The 21,210-nt window shown below is 34.4% G+C and carries 23 protein-coding genes and 2 pseudogenes; 1 reads left to right on the plus strand and 24 read right to left on the minus strand.

The window, feature by feature from the left end:
* Positions 1-164: 164 nt before the first annotated feature.
* The 19 genes and pseudogenes from J2Z38_RS06810 to J2Z38_RS06900 all read right to left on the minus strand — a co-directional run bounded on the left by J2Z38_RS06810 (position 165) and on the right by J2Z38_RS06900 (position 14,048).
* On the minus strand, positions 165-1,112 hold the full coding sequence (locus J2Z38_RS06810) for an aldo/keto reductase (protein WP_209774167.1): 948 nt from the start codon (positions 1,110-1,112) through the stop codon (positions 165-167).
* A gap of 14 nt (positions 1,113-1,126) precedes the next feature.
* Positions 1,127-1,921: an ABC transporter ATP-binding protein gene (locus tag J2Z38_RS06815; RefSeq protein ID WP_209774168.1), complete on the minus strand. Its 795-nt coding sequence runs from the start codon at positions 1,919-1,921 to the stop codon at positions 1,127-1,129.
* Positions 1,918-2,940, minus strand: coding sequence for a FecCD family ABC transporter permease (locus J2Z38_RS06820; RefSeq protein WP_209774170.1), 1,023 nt, complete (start codon positions 2,938-2,940; stop codon positions 1,918-1,920). Before J2Z38_RS06820 ends, J2Z38_RS06815 begins: the two co-directional genes overlap by 4 nt.
* Positions 2,941-3,153: 213 nt before the next feature.
* The gene (locus tag J2Z38_RS06825) at positions 3,154-3,657 is read right to left on the minus strand and encodes an ISAs1 family transposase (RefSeq protein WP_037328356.1); all 504 of its coding nucleotides are present in this window, start codon (positions 3,655-3,657) and stop codon (positions 3,154-3,156) included.
* 20 nt (positions 3,658-3,677) lie between these two features.
* Positions 3,678-3,953, minus strand: a pseudogene (locus J2Z38_RS06830) (DUF3801 domain-containing protein); the annotation flags it as partial.
* 186 nt (positions 3,954-4,139) lie between these two features.
* Entirely contained in the window at positions 4,140-4,430 is a 291-nt protein-coding gene (locus J2Z38_RS06835; protein WP_209774172.1) for a DUF3847 domain-containing protein, read from the minus strand.
* A gap of 104 nt (positions 4,431-4,534) precedes the next feature.
* On the minus strand, positions 4,535-5,152 hold the full coding sequence (locus J2Z38_RS06840; protein WP_209774174.1) for an SAP domain-containing protein: 618 nt from the start codon (positions 5,150-5,152) through the stop codon (positions 4,535-4,537).
* Positions 5,153-5,219: 67 nt separating this feature from the next.
* Positions 5,220-5,642 (minus strand): polyketide cyclase, encoded by a 423-nt coding sequence (locus J2Z38_RS06845; protein ID WP_209774175.1) that lies wholly within the window; start codon positions 5,640-5,642, stop codon positions 5,220-5,222.
* 37 nt (positions 5,643-5,679) lie between these two features.
* Positions 5,680-6,198, minus strand: a complete 519-nt coding sequence (locus J2Z38_RS06850; protein WP_006308940.1) for a ClbS/DfsB family four-helix bundle protein — start codon at positions 6,196-6,198, stop codon at positions 5,680-5,682.
* Between the two features lie 63 nt (positions 6,199-6,261).
* A pseudogene (locus J2Z38_RS06855) lies at positions 6,262-6,564 on the minus strand (VirD4-like conjugal transfer protein, CD1115 family); the annotation flags it as partial.
* A gap of 92 nt (positions 6,565-6,656) precedes the next feature.
* On the minus strand, positions 6,657-8,561 hold the full coding sequence (lysS, locus tag J2Z38_RS06860) for a lysine--tRNA ligase (protein WP_209774181.1): 1,905 nt from the start codon (positions 8,559-8,561) through the stop codon (positions 6,657-6,659).
* A gap of 9 nt (positions 8,562-8,570) precedes the next feature.
* On the minus strand, positions 8,571-9,044 hold the full coding sequence (gene greA, locus J2Z38_RS06865; RefSeq protein ID WP_209774183.1) for a transcription elongation factor GreA: 474 nt from the start codon (positions 9,042-9,044) through the stop codon (positions 8,571-8,573).
* Positions 9,037-10,011 (minus strand): tRNA dihydrouridine synthase DusB, encoded by a 975-nt coding sequence (gene dusB / locus J2Z38_RS06870; RefSeq protein WP_209774184.1) that lies wholly within the window; start codon positions 10,009-10,011, stop codon positions 9,037-9,039. Before dusB ends, greA begins: the two co-directional genes overlap by 8 nt.
* On the minus strand, positions 9,989-10,780 hold the full coding sequence (locus J2Z38_RS06875; RefSeq protein WP_209774186.1) for a type III pantothenate kinase: 792 nt from the start codon (positions 10,778-10,780) through the stop codon (positions 9,989-9,991). Before J2Z38_RS06875 ends, dusB begins: the two co-directional genes overlap by 23 nt.
* 62 nt (positions 10,781-10,842) lie before the next feature.
* A complete protein-coding gene (locus J2Z38_RS06880; protein WP_209774188.1) occupies positions 10,843-11,334 on the minus strand; it encodes a DUF5673 domain-containing protein in 492 nt (163 codons plus the stop codon).
* 44 nt (positions 11,335-11,378) lie between these two features.
* The gene (gene hpt / locus J2Z38_RS06885; RefSeq protein WP_209774193.1) at positions 11,379-11,948 is read right to left on the minus strand and encodes a hypoxanthine phosphoribosyltransferase; all 570 of its coding nucleotides are present in this window, start codon (positions 11,946-11,948) and stop codon (positions 11,379-11,381) included.
* Positions 11,938-13,302, minus strand: coding sequence for a tRNA lysidine(34) synthetase TilS (tilS, locus tag J2Z38_RS06890; RefSeq protein ID WP_209774199.1), 1,365 nt, complete (start codon positions 13,300-13,302; stop codon positions 11,938-11,940). The genes hpt and tilS overlap by 11 nt, the downstream gene beginning before the upstream one ends.
* Positions 13,286-13,810 (minus strand): FtsB family cell division protein, encoded by a 525-nt coding sequence (locus tag J2Z38_RS06895; protein WP_209774201.1) that lies wholly within the window; start codon positions 13,808-13,810, stop codon positions 13,286-13,288. Before J2Z38_RS06895 ends, tilS begins: the two co-directional genes overlap by 17 nt.
* Positions 13,803-14,048, minus strand: coding sequence for an RNA-binding S4 domain-containing protein (locus J2Z38_RS06900; protein WP_209774203.1), 246 nt, complete (start codon positions 14,046-14,048; stop codon positions 13,803-13,805). The genes J2Z38_RS06895 and J2Z38_RS06900 overlap by 8 nt, the downstream gene beginning before the upstream one ends.
* A 70-nt stretch (positions 14,049-14,118) precedes the next feature.
* On the opposite strand from J2Z38_RS06900, the gene J2Z38_RS06905 reads away from it, so the two are divergent.
* Positions 14,119-15,153 (plus strand): DNA polymerase IV, encoded by a 1,035-nt coding sequence (locus tag J2Z38_RS06905; RefSeq protein ID WP_209774204.1) that lies wholly within the window; start codon positions 14,119-14,121, stop codon positions 15,151-15,153.
* Positions 15,154-15,192: 39 nt separating this feature from the next.
* On the opposite strand, the gene recA is transcribed toward J2Z38_RS06905, so the two are convergent.
* The 5 genes from recA to J2Z38_RS06930 all read right to left on the minus strand — a co-directional run bounded on the left by recA (position 15,193) and on the right by J2Z38_RS06930 (position 21,072).
* A complete protein-coding gene (gene recA, locus J2Z38_RS06910; RefSeq protein WP_209774211.1) occupies positions 15,193-16,248 on the minus strand; it encodes a recombinase RecA in 1,056 nt (351 codons plus the stop codon).
* Positions 16,249-16,306: 58 nt separating this feature from the next.
* Positions 16,307-16,720, minus strand: a complete 414-nt coding sequence (locus tag J2Z38_RS06915) for a hypothetical protein (protein ID WP_209774212.1) — start codon at positions 16,718-16,720, stop codon at positions 16,307-16,309.
* A 19-nt stretch (positions 16,721-16,739) separates the two neighbouring features.
* Entirely contained in the window at positions 16,740-17,270 is a 531-nt protein-coding gene (gene pgsA, locus J2Z38_RS06920) for a CDP-diacylglycerol--glycerol-3-phosphate 3-phosphatidyltransferase (RefSeq protein ID WP_209774214.1), read from the minus strand.
* Between the two features lie 9 nt (positions 17,271-17,279).
* Positions 17,280-19,574: a DNA translocase FtsK gene (locus tag J2Z38_RS06925; protein WP_209774216.1), complete on the minus strand. Its 2,295-nt coding sequence runs from the start codon at positions 19,572-19,574 to the stop codon at positions 17,280-17,282.
* 130 nt (positions 19,575-19,704) lie between these two features.
* Entirely contained in the window at positions 19,705-21,072 is a 1,368-nt protein-coding gene (locus tag J2Z38_RS06930; protein ID WP_209774217.1) for a YjiH family protein, read from the minus strand.
* Between the last annotated feature and the right edge of the window lie 138 nt (positions 21,073-21,210).

Raw genomic sequence — 21,210 nt, forward strand, 5'->3', positions numbered from 1 at the left:
TAGGGTAAATGATTAAATATGTCTTCTTTTTTTACTAAAAAATCGTGCTGACAGAAGTTTCATTTACTTCTACCAACACGATTTATTATAGAACCTTAAAATTAAGGCTAAAGCTAAAATGAATAATAAACTAATCCTTTTATTCATTCTTCCTCCTTTGAAAATTATACACTTAGTGGATAAACTCCAAACAAATCTGCAACTTCTTCTCTTAATATATGAGGTCTTTGTCTAAGAGCTTTACCAACTTCTATCTTTCTTTCTAAATCAACTTGATTAATTCTTTCTTTTAATTTTCCTTCTTGTTCACTCCTTTCTTTAGCTGAGTAAGGTTCTTGATATAGGGTTTTAATAGCTTCATTAATTTCATTTTTTGAATTAAAGGTTCCCAGTACAGAATCTATAAAAGGAAATGACAGAATATACGCATATGCCGCCTGAACCAAAGTTTGGTCTTCTTTTATACGAATAGCGTTAAATATATCTTCATAAAGCAACAAGTCTCCTGTTGCCAGTGGATTCATAGCTATTGTCCCTATATCTTTTTCATGAGTCTTCATTATTCCTTTTAATCTGTATTTGGAATTAATTATATTAAAGCCCTGTAAACTATAATCAAATTTATACTCCCCAATCATCTCAATTAGTTCTTTATTTTGTAAGTGTGAAGAAAAAGTAATATGCTTAATAAGTCCTTCTTCTCTTGCTTTTTCCATCTCTCTTATAGCTCCATAGTTTTTAGCTCCTCTCCATTCTTCAAAAGATTTTATACCCCAAAGACAAGTAAAGGAGTCAATACAACTTATTCCTAAATTCTTCAAAGTATTTTCAAGATTTTTTCGAAATGTTTTAGAATCTCCGGCATGTGTCTTTGACATAATATAAAATGGTTTTTTTTGCTTCTTCATTTCTTTTATGGCTGCACCTAATATAAGTTCTGAACAATTATTTCCATAAGTATCGCTGGTTTCAAAAAAATTTATTCCTTGTTCATATGCATACAAGAAATTTTCTGCATGTTTATCTATATCTTCTGGATTCTTTAAGTGATGACTTCCCATAGATATCCTTGAAATTTGTATGTCTGTAGATCCTAATTTTCTATATTCCAATCATTAACCTCCTTTTAACAGTTCTCTATGGTTTTATATGGTGCTATTGTTTTGTATTCAACTTCTTCTGCTTGAAAGTTTAAAATTTTAGCTTTAATCTGAAAATACTTTTGTAAGTTATCTTCAGTAATGGCTTTCGAACTTCTATCAAAAGTTGTTTTGTAGTCATTACCGATAAACAAAGTTTTGTCAGATATCTGCAATGCATGACTAGGAAAATGAGTGTTTATTATGCAAGCAGATTTTTTATTTACATTTATATGTTTAATTGCCTCTATGATTCTAATTTGATTCTTCATATCCAGGTTTGACTCCGGTTCATCTAAAATAAGAAGTTTTGGATTAGAAACAAGAGCTCTTGCAATCATAACCATTTGAAGCTCTCCTCCGGATAGTTCATCACAGTACCTATTTGATAGCTTTTCAACTCCTAATTCTTTTAAAGTTTCATAAGCTTTATCATAATCTTGCTTCGTAGGCATATGGAAAAAACTGTTTTCCTTGTCTAAACCCATCACAACCATTTCTAAAACCCCATAACTAAACACACTTTTCTTAACTTGAGGAACGTAACTTAAGTTTTCCCATAATTCTTTTTCTGCATATTCATTTATATCTTTGCCGAACAATAAGGCTTTTCCCGTGTCCCATTTTAAAAACCCCATAAGACACCTTAATAAAGTAGTTTTACCCACCCCATTGGGTCCAAGAATGGACATTACTTCTTCTTCTTTTAAATCAAATGAAATATCTTTTAAAATTTTTCTCTTACCATATGAAAAAGTACCTTTTTTAACTTGGAGTATCATCTTCTTTCTCCTGAATTTTTTCTAAGCATAGTTATGAATAATGGCGCACCTATAATAGCTGTTAATATCGAAATAGGAATTTCATTGCTTGTAGCTGCTCTTGCAAGGGTATCTATCAGTAATAAATAAATTGATCCCATAACACAACAAGTTGGAATAAGGTACCTATTATCATTTCCGATAACCATTCTCGCCAAATGGGGAATTATTAAACCTATCCATCCTATAATTCCACATACAGAAACTGTAGTTGCAGTTATCAATGTTGATAATAAGATAACTCCAATACGTAATTTTTTTACATTAATTCCTAAAGACCTAGCCTCATCAGAATCTAAAGATAAAAGATTCAATTTCCACCTTAATAGAAAGAAGCCGATAATACAAGGTATTATTATTATTGAACAAATAACAAGGTCTCTATAGGATACACTTGCTAAACTTCCCATCAACCACATAGTGATAGTTGGAAGCTTATCTTCCGGATCTGCTATATATTTAATAAATGATATTAAAGCATCAAATAGTGACTTTACAATTACTCCGGATAAAACTAACACATACAAATCTGTACATCTTTTTACTCTGGATAGGTTTAAAACTATATAAACTGCTAAAAGCCCCAAAAACAAAGAAACATACTGAGTCACTATCATGTCTTGGGATAATAATATAGATATAGCTGCCCCAAAACCTGCTCCTGAAGACACCCCTAGTAAGTCCGGGCTAACTAAAGGGTTTGAAAAAACATTTTGATATGCTACTCCTGCCAGTGATAGCCCTGCACCAACTAAAACTCCCATAAGTATTCTAGGTAGTCTTATGTCAATTACTACACTAGCTTCATGTACATCTAAGCCGCTAATATCTCCGGTTATTGTTTTGTATATAATCATAAATGCTTTATAGGGGCTAACCGGATATCTTCCTAAACAAATAAAAGTTAGTATTAAAAGCAATAGCGATACAGAGAGAACCAATATGCATAATTTTTTATTCTTAAATAAACCTTTCCCCATTTATCCAACCCTTATAATTAATAGTAAATATCTTTTGATATCATAAAACCTTTTAACACCAAAATAAAGTTAAGAACTGATCTACTTTAAATTTGTATGTGATAATCGATATCAATTATATTTCCTATGCCCTGTATTGTCAAGCCAAATTTCACTCAGCTCAGGACGTACGCATGAAATGTTATATTCCCCTTTTGACAAAAATAGTCTTTTTTAAAAATCCAGTACTTGCTCTAAAAATTCTGAAGGATTCATACTAATAACAAATCTTTTCTTTTTCATTGATAATTTAGGACGGAATATCTCCACCATTTTTAATATGCTTAGACACCACTTCCTAATAATATTCAGGTTCTCAGCTGCCCTCTTATCCAGTGTTCTGTTTGCATCTTCTTTAAATGTTACATCTAGATACCAATGCATACTTTCTACGCTCCAATGGCCTCTCACTGCCCTTGAAAATAAATCTATATCTTCTTTCAAACTGCTTATATAGTATCTATATTCTTTCTTCTTCTCTCCTTCCTTTAGTATAGTTTTTTCCTCCATTCCAACGCTTTTTAATCCTTTCCATTCGTTTTTACAAGCTATCCATTTTATTTCTTCAGTATGATAATACTCTCGTATCTCTATTTGACCATGTGACTTTTCACTTGTTTTCTTATACAAACCCTTTTGTTTCAGCTTTTTCTTCTCCTCCTCATCATTTAGAAACAGACTTACCTCTTCATGTAATACTTTTTATTGGATAGGTCTTTGTATTTCTTTATTTGTTTTAGGATACTTTCTTTTTCTTTTTTATTTTCCTTGGCTATGACTTGTTTAAAAGCATATTCCATTACTTTTATGTCTTTGGCTTGGAAGAATATTTCATAGTTTTGGTTTTCTTTGTTTTTCATTACTGAAAACTTTACTCCAAGTTTGTTTAGTTCTTTTTTTAAGTCTTTGAGGTCGCTTTGATCTATGCTTATATTTTCTAGTTGTCCTTTTTTGTAGAGGTCTTTTATTTTTATTGCAAATTTTAAAAGTCAAGGGCGAGCGTTAGCGAGTTTATTTACCCTTGACTTTTAGAAAGCGAATGGTTGTTGGTCGCTGCAAGGGTTTGGCTCTAAAGGCACGCAAGCACCCTTTAGGGTGTATAATTGCGCCCTTAGAAAATCTAAGGGAGATTTGATTATTTACAACACCCTTTATTTTTATTAATTTTCTCTCATTAGTTTTAGTGTTTCTTTAAATTCTTTTGTCTTTATTGCTTCTTCTAGTAGGATTTTTATTTCTTCATCTGTTAGTTCTTCTGCATTTTCTATAAGGCTTTCTAAGATTGGTCTTCTTGTTATGAGCCTATGTGTTCTTTCTTTTCTTTTTTTTTCTATGTCTTGTTTTAATATCTTTTTTTCTTGATTTTTTAGTTGCCTTAATCTTTCTTCTGTATCGTCAATTTTATTTTTTATTTCTTTTGATTCTTTTCTGATTTGTTCTAATTTTTTCATGCAAAACTCCTTTCTTGTAATAAAAAAAGACGATAGAGTTTTTAATTTCTATCGCCTAACATCTATCTGAATTAATTTTTTTCATTCAAAAAAATAGTTTCTGTTTACTTGTGATAGTCTTCTATTTTATCCTCATATTTTTTTATAAGTTTTCGTGAATAAACTTTTTTGTTTTTTGAATCTCTGACTTCTTTCCAAAGAATTGCAGCTACTTGTATTTTATTAGAGTAGTTACAGCTATTTTCGTCTGCACAAAAATCCTTTAAAAATTGATTCCATTGACAAACAGAATTATCATACTTAGCATAATCTGATTTTCCATAATAAACTTTGAGCATATCTTGAATTGTAAAACTCAAATCATTTTGTCTTTTTACTTTTCTCCAAGCCGTTACCATATCTGCAGTAAATTTAAAAGGCAAAACACCTGTTACAACAGAAAAATATTCTCTGAATTTTGAATTAAAGGAAAATCCACACTCAAGTAAAGGCATATCTAAAGTAATATAATCAACTTGTTTCTTTATGTTTTTTATTGATGACTTTTTAATCACATCCCCCTTAAAGTACTGCTCAATAATATAAGTGAGTTCTTGTTTTGTACCTCTATATTCTAATCCTAATAACTTGCATATCTGTGAAAGTTCTTCACGATACCAATAGTATTTATTAAACTCATCAAACGATGTGATTTTATCAAACTTAAGTCTACTTTCTATCATTGTTTTATCCTTTCGAAAAGATCTAAATATATGAATAGGCTACTCCAATTTATCTATTTCATTATTTTCATAACACTTGAACATGACTTGCTTCTTCACAATTAAGTACTTCCTTCAAATCTTTAAAATACAGTTTTTGTTGGTTTCTTAAATATAGTCCTACAAAAGGTTTAAATATAAATTTTTTAGAAATAATATTTTCTATAAAATCTAATGTTGTTTTATCTCCATTCGAATAAAATTTTCCTATCCAAGTTCCTTTTATATTTGCGTTTTCAATTTCAAAAGACCAGCATTGATGTTTCGTACATTCTATAACTTTAAAATTTGTTTCTATCCCATCTTTTGTAATCTCTACAAAATTCTTATCATCAATAATTTTGATATCTTTGATATCACTTCTCCAACCAAAATCACGAAGGTCAGTAACTTTATCCCATACTTTTTCTATTGGGCAATTTAATGTAACTTTGATATTTGCAACTGCCATAAAATCCTCCTAAGTAAACTTATTTATACTTTTCTATCTATAGAACTAATTTCTTCCATTTCCTAATCTTAGTCCTAAATGTTCCAAATGGCGCTACTGTATTTACATGAATAAATTTATATACTTCCCAAGTAGCAGTTTTGGTTGCTTCATCTGCCCATTTTCTCATATGTGGTTTAAATAATTCTTCATCTGTTAATTCATCTATCAAAAGATAAATATCTTCTATATTTTTTGTGAGTTGTTCTTTTAGTTCCTTTAACGATTTATTAGCATAGGTATCAGTGAACCACTTATATAATTCTCCAAGTTGATTCCACTTAAATTTATCAGATGGTGTTTTAACATCTATACCTTTTTTCTCATCTTCTTCCCATTTTAAGAGTAAAGTTGTCCAACCTACTTGATAGGCAATATTTTCTGCTGGTGTCCTATCAACTTCTTCTAGTCTTTTATCTTTTAGTTCTTCTGGTATATTGTCAAACTCTGAAATATATTTTTCAAAAGTTTTCTTTATCTCATTCTTTAATTCTTCCTTACTTTCATAAGACCTCATATGCCTACCTCCATGGTTTATATATAGATATTATACCAAAAATATCTTTATCCTAAGCTTAATTCATAATCTTGTAATTAAACTGTTTCTGTTTATTTTTATTTTATCTCTGTTTTTCAAAAACTCTTCCACATCAAATAAATTCTTCTTATCATAGTCTTCCAATAACTTATAATTCTTATGTTTTGTAATATCGAATTTATCAGACAAGAAAGGTCTTACTCCTCTTAGCTGGTATATACACTTACCACCATCCATTACAGTTATTTCATCTTGGCTCATAAGTTCCTTGCTAGTTTTTTGATAATTTAGACCAAAAGATTTTTGATTTGATCTTGTTTCTGATGTGTTATATAGGTCTAAAGTAGAAATTACGTTTAATACCGTAGTATCTTGCTTAATATAAAAATTAAACTGGGATTTATAACAAACCCCAGTTTAATAATTAGCGTGTTCTTTTAATATAATTTTGATCCTGCTGGAATATTATTATCCAACATTATTAAGTTAAGTTTTTCTTCTCCGTCGTACTCACAAATTGCAGATATAATCATACCTTCTGAGTCGATTCCCATCATCTTACGTGGAGGAAGATTACAAATCGCAAGTAGTGTCTTTCCAATTAAGCTCTCTGCACTGTAATATTCCTTAATACCAGATAAAATAACTCTTTCTTTTTCAGAACCATCATCTAATGTAAATTTCAAAAGTTTTTTTGATTTTGGAACTTCTTCACAAGATTTTACTTTTACAACTCTAAAATCAGATTTTGAGAAAGTTTCAAAGTCTACCACGTCTTCAAATAGTGGCTCTACTTTCACTTTTGAAAAGTCGATTTTTTCTGTCGTAAGTTTGTCGTAAGTTTCTTTTGACGAATCTCTATTTTCTGACTTTTCTTTGCCTATTGGCTTCATTGTTGGGAATAGAAGGACGTCTCTGATTGAGTGTTGGCCGGTTAGGATCATGATTAGTCTATCGATACCAATTCCAAGTCCACCTGTTGGAGGAAGACCTACTTCTAGGGCATTTACAAAGTCGTAGTCCATCATTTGAGCTTCATCATCGCCTGATTCTCTTTTTCTAACTTGGTCTTCAAATCTTGCTCTTTGGTCTTCTGCATCATTTAGTTCTGAGAAGGCGTTTCCGATTTCTGCTCCAGATATAAAGGCTTCAAACCTGTATGTTAAAGACCTATCGTCGTTCTTTCTTTTAGCTAGTGGTGATATTTCTACTGGATAATCAGTAATAAAGGTTGGTTGGATTAGCTTATCTTCAACAAATTCATCAAAGAATTCTGCGATAATTTCTCCTCTTGTTTCCTTAACTTCTACACCCTTTTCCTTAGCGATAGCTTTCGCTTCTTCATCAGTTTTAATTTCATTAAAGTCTACGCCAGAATATTCCTTAACAGCTTCAATCATTGGAATTCTCTTCCATGGTGCCTTAAGTTCGATTTTTTCCCCGTCAAATTCAACGACAGTTGTGCCTTTTACCTTTTTAGCAACGTGCTCTACCATGTTTTCAGTGATTTCCATCATATCTTCATAGTCGCCGTAGGCTTGATATAATTCCATTGCGGTGTATTCTGGGTTATGGGTTGCGTCCATTCCTTCATTTCTAAACATCCTACCAATTTCATATACCCTGTCAAAACCACCCACGATTAGCCTTTTTAGATAAAGTTCGTTGGCAATTCTTAAGTACATATCAATATCTAGGGTATTGTGGTGGGTAATAAATGGACGGGCTGTCGCTCCACCTGCGATAGTATTTAGGATTGGAGTTTCAACTTCAAGGAAGCCTCTGTTGTCCAAAAATTCTCTGATTGCAGAAATTATCTTTGATCTTTGTACAAAAACTTCTTTTACTTCAGGATTTACAATTAAATCTATATATCTTTGTCTATATCTAAGGTCTGGGTCTTTTAGACCGTGCCATTTTTCTGGTAGCATTTGAAGGGCCTTGGTTAAAAGGTTTGATTCAGCCACTTCTATAGAAATTTCGCCTTGGTTAGTCTTAAATACCTTTCCTTCAACACCGATTATATCACCAATGTCATATTTCTTGATGTATTTAAAGTCCTCGCCGATAACATTTTTACGGTTTACAACTTGGATTTGGCCAAGATCATCTTGGACATCCATAAAGCTCATGTTACCATGGCCTCTCTTAGCAAGGATTCTTCCGGCTACCCTTACAGTTTGGTCTTCATATTTTTCAAAGTTATCCTTGATTTCTTTAGAACTAATTCTGTTTTTAAAATTAACTATGCGGTGTGGGTCTTTGCCCTCTTCCTTAAGTTCGTGAAGTTTTTCCCTTCTAATCTTAAGCATTTCATTTAAATCTTGAATATTATCAGCCATTTTTTCTCCTTACTTAATATTTTTTATAACAAAATACATCTTGCCATTAGGTGTGTCTACTTCTACCCTGTCACCTACCTTGTGGCCTATGATTGCTTCTCCAACTGGAGATTCATTAGAAATATACCCTTCAAGTGGGTTTGATTCAGCTGTTCCTACGATTTTGTATTCAACATCTTCCTTAAATTCTTCATCGTAAAGGCTAACAGTGTTACCTACACCAACTACGTCCGCATTTTCTACAACCTCGATAGTCTTGGCGTTTCTAATCATGTCTTCAATTTTCATGATTCTTGATTCTACTTCACCTTGTTCATTCTTTGCCTCATCGTAATCAGCATTTTCAGAAAGGTCGCCAAAGCTTCTTGCTATCTTGATTTTTTCTGCCATTTCTGGACGCTTCTTGGTTTTTAAATACTCTAATTCGTCCTCTAATTTTTCTAGTTTTTCCTTAGTTAATATTACTTCTTTTTTCTCAGTCATTATAATCACCTAAAATTTTTCTATATTCATCTAGGAGGTCAAATATCTCCTCACTAGTATGGATCTTATTAACCCTGTCCCTGTATTCACTCGACATATAAAGACCCTTGATGTACCATCCAACATGTTTACGCATTTGATTTATAACTAGCCTTTCGTCCTTAAACTTAAGGGCCAATTCGTAATGCTCTTTTATTTGAGAAATAATTTCATCAAATGAAACTTTTTCATAGTAGCCTTTTTCCAGGTATTCCTTGATGTAGCGAAAGATGAAGGGATTTCCCATAGCGCCCCTGGCAATCATCGCCCCATCAGCTCCTGTTATCTCCATTGCTTTTATAAAATCTTCCGGAGTGAATATATCTCCGTTTGCTATTACTGGTATATTTACAGCATCCTTTAATTTCTTTATAGCCTGCCAATCTGCATGGCCCGAATACATTGCCTTTCTAGTCCTTGCGTGGAGGATTAAATAATCTGCACCCCCCTCTTCCATGGCCTGGCCATTTTCAATATAATTTATAGATTCATCATCAACACCTAAGCGGTATTTGATGTTAATTATTTTATCAGTTGATTCCCTCAAGGCCTTGGTAATCTTATAGACTTGGTGGGGATTTTTTAGGAGGGCAGAACCTTCTCCATTATTGAAAATTTTTGGAGCAGGACAACCCATATTAAAGGATATTTCTTTGATATTGGTAAGAGGATTTATTTTTTCCTCTACAACTTTTTTTATCTTGTCTATATCTGAGCCAAAAATTTGAATATTGGTGTTTTTTTCTAGGTCAGATATAAACATGATATCTGCTGTGGCCCTGTTGTCAAAGGCTAAGGCATTAACTGAAACCATCTCCGTAAAGGTCTTATCACAGCCATTTTTTTCACAAACAATCCTAAAAGCAGTGTCTGTCACACCCGCCAGGGGTGCAAGCATAATTTCCTTACCTGTCAAGGTTTCGCTCATAAATTATCCTTAGGCCTTCAAGCATGAGATCTGGCTCTATGGTGTTTATATACTTGCTAGATTGGGAAATTAATTCCGAAAAACCGCCTGTTGCGATGACATTTATTTCGCTCTTATTAACACCCACTCTTTCTACAATTTCATCTTCAATTGTTTCAATGAGTTTGTCAATCATGCCGATGTATCCGATTACTATTCCGGCATTAATGGCATCTGAGGTTGATTCGGTGATGGCTGTGGTTGGCTGTTTAAGCTCGATTTTTGGAAGCTTAGCAGTTTTGCCAAAAAGTCCGTCTTGGGCAATTTTAATACCAGGAGCAATGACTCCACCAAGATACCTCCCATCCGATGTGACTACATCAACGGTTATAGCTGTACCCATGTCAACAACTACAGAAGGTCCACCGTATTTTTCGTAGGCTGCAACTGCATCTACAATCCTATCTGCACCAACCTCGCTTGGGTTTTCATAATCGATTGTTATTCCTGTGTATGTATCAGAGGTTACAATCTTTGCTTCCTTGCATAAAAGTTTCCTATTAGCTGATTCCCAATTATATAAGACGTCCGGTACAACGCATGAAATCATTGTATCTTCAATATCTTTGATATCTATATGGTGGATCATAAACATATTAAATAAAGTAGCAACCAATTGATCGCTGGTGCTTTTCAAGTCAGTTGCCACTCTAAATCTAGCCTTTAAATTTTCTTTTTCATAAACACCTATAACGGTGGTTGTATTTCCAATATCTATAACCAGTAACATATATTCATCCTTTGCTTAATTTAACTCTTATATGATACGGTTAGAGGGCTGTTTTTTCAAGCTTATTTGCCTAGTTTGTACTTTCTTATAAGGTCGTTTATTTCTTCTATGTCTTCTTTTCTAACTTTTACAGTCTCACGAGTAGTATTTTTGTCTTTTTTTATGGCCATGACTAGCTCACCCCTATTAGTATCAAATCCCCATTTTTTAAGGTCTTTGAATGTTATAAAACCTGAATTTAGGACCATGCCTTCTTCAGCTATATATAATTTGCTGAGGGAAAAAATCATAAATACAAAGGCCAAAACTACCATAACAACTGCTGTCATCATAGAATTTCTGTCATTTAATTTATAACCATTAAAAAAGTTTACCCCACCAACTACCAAAAGAATTGAAAATAAAATCATTTCCATAGATGAAATTGGTTTTTTAAAGCCTTGGGCATTTTCTCCTAACAATTTCTTATCTTTTGCCTGTTTAAAAAGCCTATAGATAAAAAATACTGTAATTGCCCCATATAATATAAGTATAATTTTGTCAAATCCTTGCATTTTTCTCTCCCTTTTATCTTAGCAAATAAAATAGGTCTAATGACCTATTTCATCTCTTCTATATCTTCATAAACTGATCTTTTTACTACCCCAATATAATTGAGATTCCTATATAATTGATTGTAGTCAAGACCAAAACCAACCACAAATTCATTTGGAATCTTAAAACCTGTAAAGTCTGGTTTTATTTCAACTTCACGTCTTTCAGGCTTATCGAGAAGGGTAATTATTTTAAGGTCTTTTGGCTCTCTTTTTAGGAGAGTTTCTTTGATTTTCTTTAAGGTAAAACCAGTATCAATAATGTCTTCTACAATCAAAACTTCCTTATCTTTTATATCTATATCAAGGTCCATTAAAATTTTTACATTACCTGAAGAATATGTATTGTCTTCATAAGATGAAACTGACATAAACTCCATCTTTGTTTTAACATTCAAATATTTGGCAAGTTCCGCCATAAACATCACAGAGCCCTTGAGGATACAAACTAAAATTAGCTCATCCTTGTCGGCGTAGTTGTCATTTAAAGTCTTGGCTAATTGTTTAATCTTTAGATTAAGACTTTCTTCGTCTATTAAGACTTTTTCAATCAGATTATCTTTGTCAATTTTCATCATAAACCTCGATTTTTAGTATTTTTTTTGTAGCACCTGTGACCTTAAATTCATCGCTCATCCTCAAAGGAGCCAGCCAAATTATTTTATCCTTTGACAAGATTAGGGGAAGCTCATCTCGCCTTTTCCTGTCAATTTTTTGGTCAGATAAGAAGTCTTTGAGCTTTTTTTCGCTCTTATGGCCCAATGGCACAAACCTGTCACCAGGACGTCTTGTCCTCACCTTTAGAGGAAAATCCAGCAGGTCATAGTCAAAATACCCTAGATTTTTATCTTTTTCGTATTTGTCACTATTAATTATACTTGTTTTTATATAAAATCCATTATAAAAAATCGTCTCTTGGTCTCCTAAATTTTTCTCAGATTGATTTTTTTCCTCATTTGTAATTTCTTCTAAGATATAGGAATCATATGATTTTCTAAGGCTTAAGTCATCTTTTATTAGGACTTTTCCGGTATCTAAATCTCTAATTTTTAAAAAATCATCAAGATTTTCTTTAGACAAGTCTTTTATTTGGCCTTTCAGATTTTCTACTGCCTTTCTTAGGATTCTCCTTAAAAGAGAAGGGTCTGTTTTGTCAAACTTTTCCTTATCAAAGGCGATTTCACCCTGGCTTACTCTTGCCATTTCCTTAAATTTATCGTCTACAATCGTATCTAAGATTTCTAGGTCATCCCTAGCAAGTTCTGATAATTTAAATACCGAGTCAATCACATTTGGATTTATTTCCTCTAGGATTGGAATTATATCAAGCCTTACCTTATTTCTTGTATAATCGTTTTCAAAGTTTGTATGGTCTATGGCATAAGGGATATTATTCTCATCTAGATACTCAAGGATTTGGCTCTTTTTTATACCTAAAATAGGCCTAATAATATTGCCTGTTTTATAATCCATAGCCCTAAGGCCATCTAGGCCTGTTCCTCTGACTATCCTCATAAGGACCGTTTCCGCCTGGTCGTCCTTATTGTGGGCCACGGCAATCTTGCTTAATGGATATTTTTTTGCTAAATCATTAAAAAACTCATAGCGTAAGCGTCGTCCCGCATCTTCTGGAGAAATCTTAAGTTCTTTAGCCAAATCGTCCATGGACCTTGACCTAGAAAAAAATTCCAAACCGAGTTCTTCAGCAGTTTTCCTGACCAGGTCTTCGTCTTTATCTGACTCCTCCCTGTGAAGATGGTTTAAGTGGGCAAGGACCATGTCAAAGCCCAGGTCTTTTCTAAATTTATTTAAGATATGGATCATAAACTGGCTATCAGGTCCACCACTGGCACCAACAATTACAGTATCCCCCTCGCTTATTAATTTGTTTTCAACAAGGGCCTTGTAAATCCTATCTTCCATTTTCATTTGTCTCTTGATTTGTTCCTTGGTTTTCATTTGGATTTGTGTTTTGATTAGCATTTGGATTTGAGTTTTGATTATTATTTTGATTTGCTAGACCATTTTCATCAGTGGCCTGGTTTGCTTGGCCATCAGGATTTGTTTGGCCTTCTTGGTTAGGGTTTACAGGCTTAATTACAGAATTTTCTTCTGCTTTATCCTTATCTTCCTCGCCCTTTTTTACCATGCCAAGTTTTTCTTTTGCAACTTTTTCCTTAAAATCGTCAGTGTTTCTCATCTCATAATCATTCTTAAGCTCATCTATCTCAGTTTTGATATCTTCAAGCTTTTTTTGACCTGAAATAATATCCTTATTCATATCTTTATGTTCCTTATTCATAGCCGAATTAAGATAGAAAAATCCCAGGCTTGCTAGTACTACAAGTCCTGCTGCAATCCTTAAAAATCTTTTATTTCTTTGTTTTCTTTTAGAAAGGTAGGAATCTTTCCTCGCCCTTCTTCTATTTTTAGCCATCTATTACCTCATACATTCCATCTGCTGTAGTTTTTTTTGCGCCTTCGATTAGGTCAAGAACCCTCACTTTTAGGACTGATTTACCAAAGGTGATTTCTATAACATCACCCTTACGAACTTCAGTTCCTGGCTTAGCAACCTTGTCATTTATCTTTACACGTTCATTTTCACAAGCTTCCTTAGCAACTTGTCGTCTTTTTATAATTCTTGAATTTTTTAAAAATTTATCTACTCTCATACTCTAACTTTACTTTTATTGGCTTATTATGCAATTTAGCCAAATTCCTAATTATTAGTATAGTGTTCTTATGAAATACATCCTCCACATCGACTGCGATGCCTTTTATGCATCCTGCGAAGAAATAAGAAATCCAAAACTTAAAAAAAGACCCATGGCTGTTGGCGGACTAACCAATAAGTCAATTATTACAACGGCTAATTACGAGGCAAGAAAATTCGGGATTCATTCCGCTATGCCCGTTTTTATGGCAAGAGACCTCTGTCCAAACCTAATCCTCGTTAAGGTTGACCATCCTTTTTATAGAAAAAAATCTCAAGAGGTTTTTGACCTAGTAAAGATCCACGCTAGGCTTTTCGAACAGGTTTCTATAGATGAGGCCTACATAGAAGCAGACCTTGATAATCCATTGACTTTTGCAAAAAATCTTCAAGAAGAAATCCTAGACAAGACCCAAATTCCAATTTCAATAGGGATTTCCTACAATAAATTTCTCGCAAAACTCGCCTCCGATTGGAATAAGCCCTATGGGATTAAGTATATAGGTAAGGATGATCTTGACCAAATTCTCCCAGACCTTCCAGTTGGCAAAGTCCACGGCATAGGTAGGCGTGCCACCGAGAAACTAAACAGGATTGGGGTTTATAAAGTAGCCGACCTTTTAAAACTCGACAAAGTCTTTCTTGAGGGAATTTTCGGCAAGGGTGGGGATTATATTTACAATGTAATCAGGGGAATTGACCATAGGCCAGTAAACCCAACTAGGGATAGGAAATCTATTGGCAAGGAAAGGACCTTTAGGCAAAATACTAATGACCCTAAAGTCTTAAAAGAATATTTAAGAAGAATTTCCGACCTCATTGAAATAGAAATGATAAAAAAAGACATCCAGGCCAAAACAGTTTCCATAAAATTAAAGGATGAAAATTTTAAAAACCAAACCAGGTCTATCACCCTCCAAGAGCCAATTTTCCAGGCGGATGACATCTATGAGGAAGCAGTAAATCTCCTAGATGAAGCCTTTAAGGGCGAATATATCAGGCTTATAGGCATTTCCCTATCAAACTTATCGGACAGGGATGTAAACCAACTGACTTTTTTATAAAAAATAACCCGCAAGTATTGATACTTACGGGTTTCTATTTTATTCTTGATCTAGGATTGATTCTTGTGTGGCTTCTTCTTCGCTATCTTCTTCCACAATTTGTTCGAGGTCTTTTTTGAAGGCTGCCCTTACTTTTTCGTCAATTTGTCTAGCAAGTTCAACATCTTCTTCAAGCATGGTTTTTACATTTTCCCTGCCTTGACCTAGTTTTTCATCACCATATGAATACCAAGATCCTGCTTTTTCTACTATATCAAGGTCTACAGCTGTATCTAAAAGTACACCGGCCTTTGAGATTCCCTTTCCATACATTATGTCAAATTCAACTATCTTAAATGGTGGGGCTACCTTATTTTTAACGATTTTAACCCTTGTCCTTGAACCAATTGAGTTATCTCCTTCGGTAATGGTCTTAATCCTTCTAATATCAAGCCTTACTGAAGAATAGAACTTAAGGGCACGTCCACCTGTGGTTGTCTCTGGATTTCCAAACATAACCCCGATTTTTTCCCTTAATTGGTTGATAAAGATAACTGTAGTATTTGACTTGGCAATTATACCTGTAAGTCTTCTTAGGGCCTGGCTCATAAGTCTGGCTTGTAGACCCATGTGGCTATCTCCCATCTCCCCTTCAATCTCAGCCTTTGGCACTAGGGCTGCAACAGAGTCGATTACGATAAGGCCAACAGCCCCACTTCTTACAAGGCTTTCGGCAATATCAAGTCCTGCCTCACCAGTGTCTGGTTGAGATAGGATTAATTCATCGATATTAACTCCGAGGTTACCTGCGTATTCAGCATCAAGGGCGTGCTCTGCGTCTACAAAGGCACAAGTATCTCCAAGTTTTTGGGCTTCTGCTATAACGTGGAGGGCTAGAGTTGTCTTACCAGATGATTCTGGTCCATAGATTTCAATAACTCTTCCCCTTGGAAGTCCACCAATACCTAGGGCAATATCAAGGTTAACTGCACCAGTTGGGATGGCATCTATAGCCACTCTTGGGGCCTCGCCCATCTTCATAATTGAACCTTTGCCGTACTTCTTTTCTATTTGCTTAAAAGCCTGGTCAAGGGCTTTCTTCTTGTCTGCGTCCATATACACTCCTTATACGCTTAATGTCTTACTACTATTATATACCTTTTTTTAATAAAGTCTAATTTCTTGTCCTAACCATGTTCATGGCAAAAATTACAAATTGAACTACCACCATCAGAATAAGCCCAAGATTAATCTGTTGGACATTTATCACAAGGGGCACCATCAAAAACAAGAGGCCACCAAAGATAACTATGTTGGAACTTAACTTATCTTCCATGTAGGTTGCTTTCTTGTTAGCTTTTAGCATAATTATCCCTCCTACAAGTAGGGAAGCTAAAAACAAAACCGGAAAGAAATTCCCATAACCCCATGTCATCGGTGACACAAAATTAAATCTTTTTATAATGATTGTCGCTCCATCAGACATAAATCTCTGATGGATAAAATCACCAAAAAAAGCAGCAAGGGCTTGAAATACCAAGAGGATTAGCTCGGTTAATATTAATTTCTTGCCTTTTTCTTCTGTCATATTTTCTCCAAAACTTATTTTAAATATTTTCTAAGTCCAAAACTTTTTTATTTTTAATTATATAATCAAGTCCTGAAATAAGAGTCAAAATAACTGCTACATAGAAAACATAGATACCAAACTTATTTAAGGCATCGTTGTGAAGGAGGAGCAAAACTAGGGAAATCATCTGACTAGTAGTCTTTGCCTTACCCCACATAGACGCTGCTATAGTAATACCCATGTCAGCTGCGAGTGTCCTAAAACCTGTAATTATCAATTCTCTTGAAATAATTATTATAACTGCCCAAGCTGGAATCACCTTTGCTTCAACTAGGACAATAAAAGCTGCCATAGTAAGGACCTTATCAACAAGCGGGTCTACAAATTTACCGAAATTTGTGATTAAATTCCTGCTCCTAGCAAGATGACCGTCAACGGCATCTGTAAGAGATGCTACCATAAAAAGAATTGCTGCTATATTGTAGCTTGTGCCATAGATATAAAAAGCTATGACAAAGATTGGGATCATAATAAGTCTTACCATTGTAACTTTATTAGCTATATTCATCTTTATCTCCTATAAATCTTCAAAATATGTCCTATCTACAAGGACCTTACGAGGTTTGCTGCCTTCATAGCCGCCGACTAGACCCTTTTGCTCCAGCTGGTCAATAATCCTGCCAGCCCTAGCATAGCCGATTTTTAATTTCCTTTGAAGCATAGACACAGAAGCTGTTTGGTCAGCTACTATCACCTTAATTGCCTCTTCCAACAATTCATCCTCATCTTCAAGGTCTGCTGTAACATTTTCTTCAACCTTTTCAATGGCTTCTTCGTTGTAATTAGTGTCGCTATTTCCTTTTATATATTCTACTACACTTAGGACTTCTTCGTCAGATACAAAGGCCCCCTGGATCCTCACAGGTTTCATTGAATCTGATGAAGCATAGAGCATATCGCCCTTACCTAGGAGTTTCTCTGCCCCCTGCATATCCAAAATTGTCCTAGAATCTATCTGGCTTGTTACAGCAAAAGATATCCTTGATGGAATATTTGCCTTGATTGTACCCGTAATTACGTCTACAGTTGGTCTTTGGGTTGCTATTATCAAATGGATACCACAGGCCCTGGATTTTTGGGCAAGCCTTGTTATATAATCTTCGACTTCGCTTGCTGCGGTCATCATAAGGTCTGATAACTCGTCGACGATTACCACTATATATGGTAGGTTTTCCATAGAATCATCAGTTTCAGCCGCTTTCTTATAGCCTTTGATGTCCCTAACATGGTTTTCTTCAAAGAGCTTGTATCTTTTCTCCATCTCGGAAATCGCCCAAAATAGAGAAGACGATGCTTTTTTAGGATCAGTTATAACAGGCATTATCAAATGTGGAATCCCATTATAAACTGAAAGCTCAACGACTTTTGGGTCTATCAATAAGAGTTTGACTTCATCTGGGCTATGTTTGTATAAAATCGACATGATAATTGTATTGATACAAACAGACTTACCAGATCCTGTCGCCCCTGACACCAATAAGTGTGGCATTTTTTCTATAGCTGAAATAATTGGTTCACCAGAAATTGACTTACCCATGGCAAAAGGAATGGCATATCTTGTTTTTATAAACTTAGTTGATGAGATAATTTCCTTAAAGCCTACGACTTCTTTTTTGTCGTTGGCAACTTCTATACCTACGTGAGATTTGCCTGGAATTGGCGCTTCTATCCTGATTCCTGATGTGGCAAGGCTTAGGGATAGGTCGTCAGCAAGGTTTACAATTTTTGATACCTTAACACCCCTGGCTGGTTTTAGCTCATAGCAGGTGACAGTTGGACCCACGTCTATTTGAACGATTTTGCCTTCGATTCCGAAAGATTCTAGGGTTTCCTCAATAATTTCTGCCTTTTGCCTTATTTCGTCATTATCAATTCCCCCGTCAGCATTTATGTCCTTTAGAAGGCTCACTGGCGGATAAGAATAGTTGGCAAATTCTCTTTTTAAATCTTCGTTAAGGTCTGCAAATTCAACTTGTTTAGACTTGTAATCCCTAATTAGCTTTTCATCTTGAATATTTTCTTTACTTTCAATAAATTCCTTATCTTCCTCTATTTTGGCAGGTCTTTTCTTTACTGCTCTTCGAGGAGGATTGTCAGATTTAGGATTGTTTATCTTAAGGCTTGGAATTTTTTCAGATTTTCTATCCTTTTCTAACTTTTTAGCCTTAGATTCCTCTAATTTTTTACTTATTTTTGCCATAGCCTTTTGGCTTAAGTGCTTGATGCCAAGACCCATAATAATTAGTCCATCCCTTAATTTTAGGAAAAATTCCTTATAGGTATAAGGACTTACATTTATAATAAAGGATCCAATCAAAGTGGCATAAAGGATATAAAGTCCAAGCTGGCCAATAAAGTTTAGGACATAAAATCCAACTAGGCCTCCAAACCAACCTCCACCGAGGCTTCCCTTAAAGGCAGAATATTCAACAGACCAGGCGAGCTCATTTCTTATATAGTCCTTGGATAAAATAGCCAAAGTCAAAAAATAAATTCCATAAATTAAAAGCATGCGGCTTAAATTCGCCCTGAACTTTTCCCTATAAACTAAATAAAAACTTGCAAATAAAATGATTGGAAAAGCCAAGTTTAATTTGCCGAAAAGACCTTCAAAAAATCTCGCCAAGGCATCGCCGATAAGGCCAGTGCTTGATGATAAAATAAAAATAAATATTAGGACAGATGCGACCATGACCACCATAGAAAAAGTCTTGATGTCAAAGGATCTTTCCCTAAATTTTTTTTGCTTACTTTTGTTGGGAGACTTCGTGTTAGACTTTTTTCTAATTCTCCCAGAATTCCTATTTGTCATATACACCTCTCCCCTATATTATATGGTAAAAAACTTAAAAATAAACCATATAAATTTTATTAAGATAAAAGCTTTTAAGTGAAATTTCTTCATAAAAAATGCACCAGCTAAGCTGGCGCATAAATTTATCTTAGAATAGTAAGTGAGTTAGGATTACTATTACTGGAAGAGTAATTAGAGTTCTTTCTAGGAAAAGGATGAAGATATCTTTTAGGTCAACTGGGATTGTAGAACCTAGGATAACTGCTCCTGTTTCAGACATGTAAATAAGCTGGGTTACAGATACTGCAGCTACTACGAATTGGGTAAATTCTGAAGTAATTCTGTCTGCTGCGAGTATTGATGGAACAACCATGTCCGCAAAACCAACTACCATTGTTTTACTAGCTTCAGCTGCTTCTGGCACTTGAAGTAGTTTTAGGATTGGTAGGAATGGCATACCTAGCCATGTGAAGATTGGAGTTGATTCAGATAATACTAGGGCAAGTGTACCTGCAGCCATGATTACTGGAGTAACACCTAACCATAGGCTTAGGACAGTGTCACGACCATTTATTAGGAAGTTTTTAACATCTAAGTTCTTTTCTGCCTTAAGTACAGCAAGTTGAGTTGCCCATTCAACTCTTGTGAAGTTTTCTGGGACAATTTCTTCGTGTGGATTTTCAGGTTCTTTTAGTCTTGTATCTTTCTTCCTGGATAATGGAGGGATACGTGGTACTATTAGAGCTGCAACGATTCCTGAAATACCAACAATTAGGTAGAAAGTACCAAATCTGTTAACCATATTTACGTTTGATAAAACAACCATACAGAAAGTTATAGATACTGCTGAGAAGGTTGTAGAGATGATTGAAGCTTCTTTTTCGGTGTAGTTTCCTTCTTCGTATTGTTTAGCTGTAAGAGCAACACCGATGGTACCGTCACCTATCCATGAAGCTAAACAGTCAACTGCAGAACGTCCTGGAAGTTTAAATACTGGTCTCATAACCTTTGATAAAAAGATTCCAACAAATTCTAGGATACCAAACTCTGTTAGGAATGGTAGGATAAAACCTGCTACTAAGAATATTGTCAAAAGTCCACCGATAAGATCGTATAAGATTAGTCCACCTGTATTTTCTGACCAAATCATTTCTGGACCAAGTTTAAAGGCTGTCATGTAGCCAATTATAGTACCTGCAATCCTTGCAAATAGCCAGAATGGTGTAATATCTGAAACTTCCTTTAGGATTGGTGTTTTTTCAATAAAGTCTGGTTTTGAAATTGTGTATAAAATTGCAAGTAGGGTTGAAATTGTAATACAAGTCAAAGCTACTATGTGAATTGGTATAATTGAGTTAATAGCTTGGTTTAAGAATTTTGAAATTACTGAAACCGCTACAGTTGATCCGCCGTCAGCTGTTTTAAATGGTGTCATAAGTAAGAGAACACCGATAGCTGATGGGATTACAAACTTCATAACCCTTGCCGCTGTGATTTTTTCTTTTTTAACTGTCATTTTTAACCTCTTAATTTAACTAGCGCTCATTTTTTTTGGAGCATTTGTTCGATTAACTATATTAGAATTTTGGCCAACGTTTAGATAAAGACTTTTAAATTTGTATAAGTGCTGGTCTGATTCTAATCTGATGCAAAG

This window comes from Anaerococcus degeneri (assembly GCF_017874475.1).
Lineage (GTDB): Bacteria > Bacillota > Clostridia > Tissierellales > Peptoniphilaceae > Anaerococcus > Anaerococcus degeneri.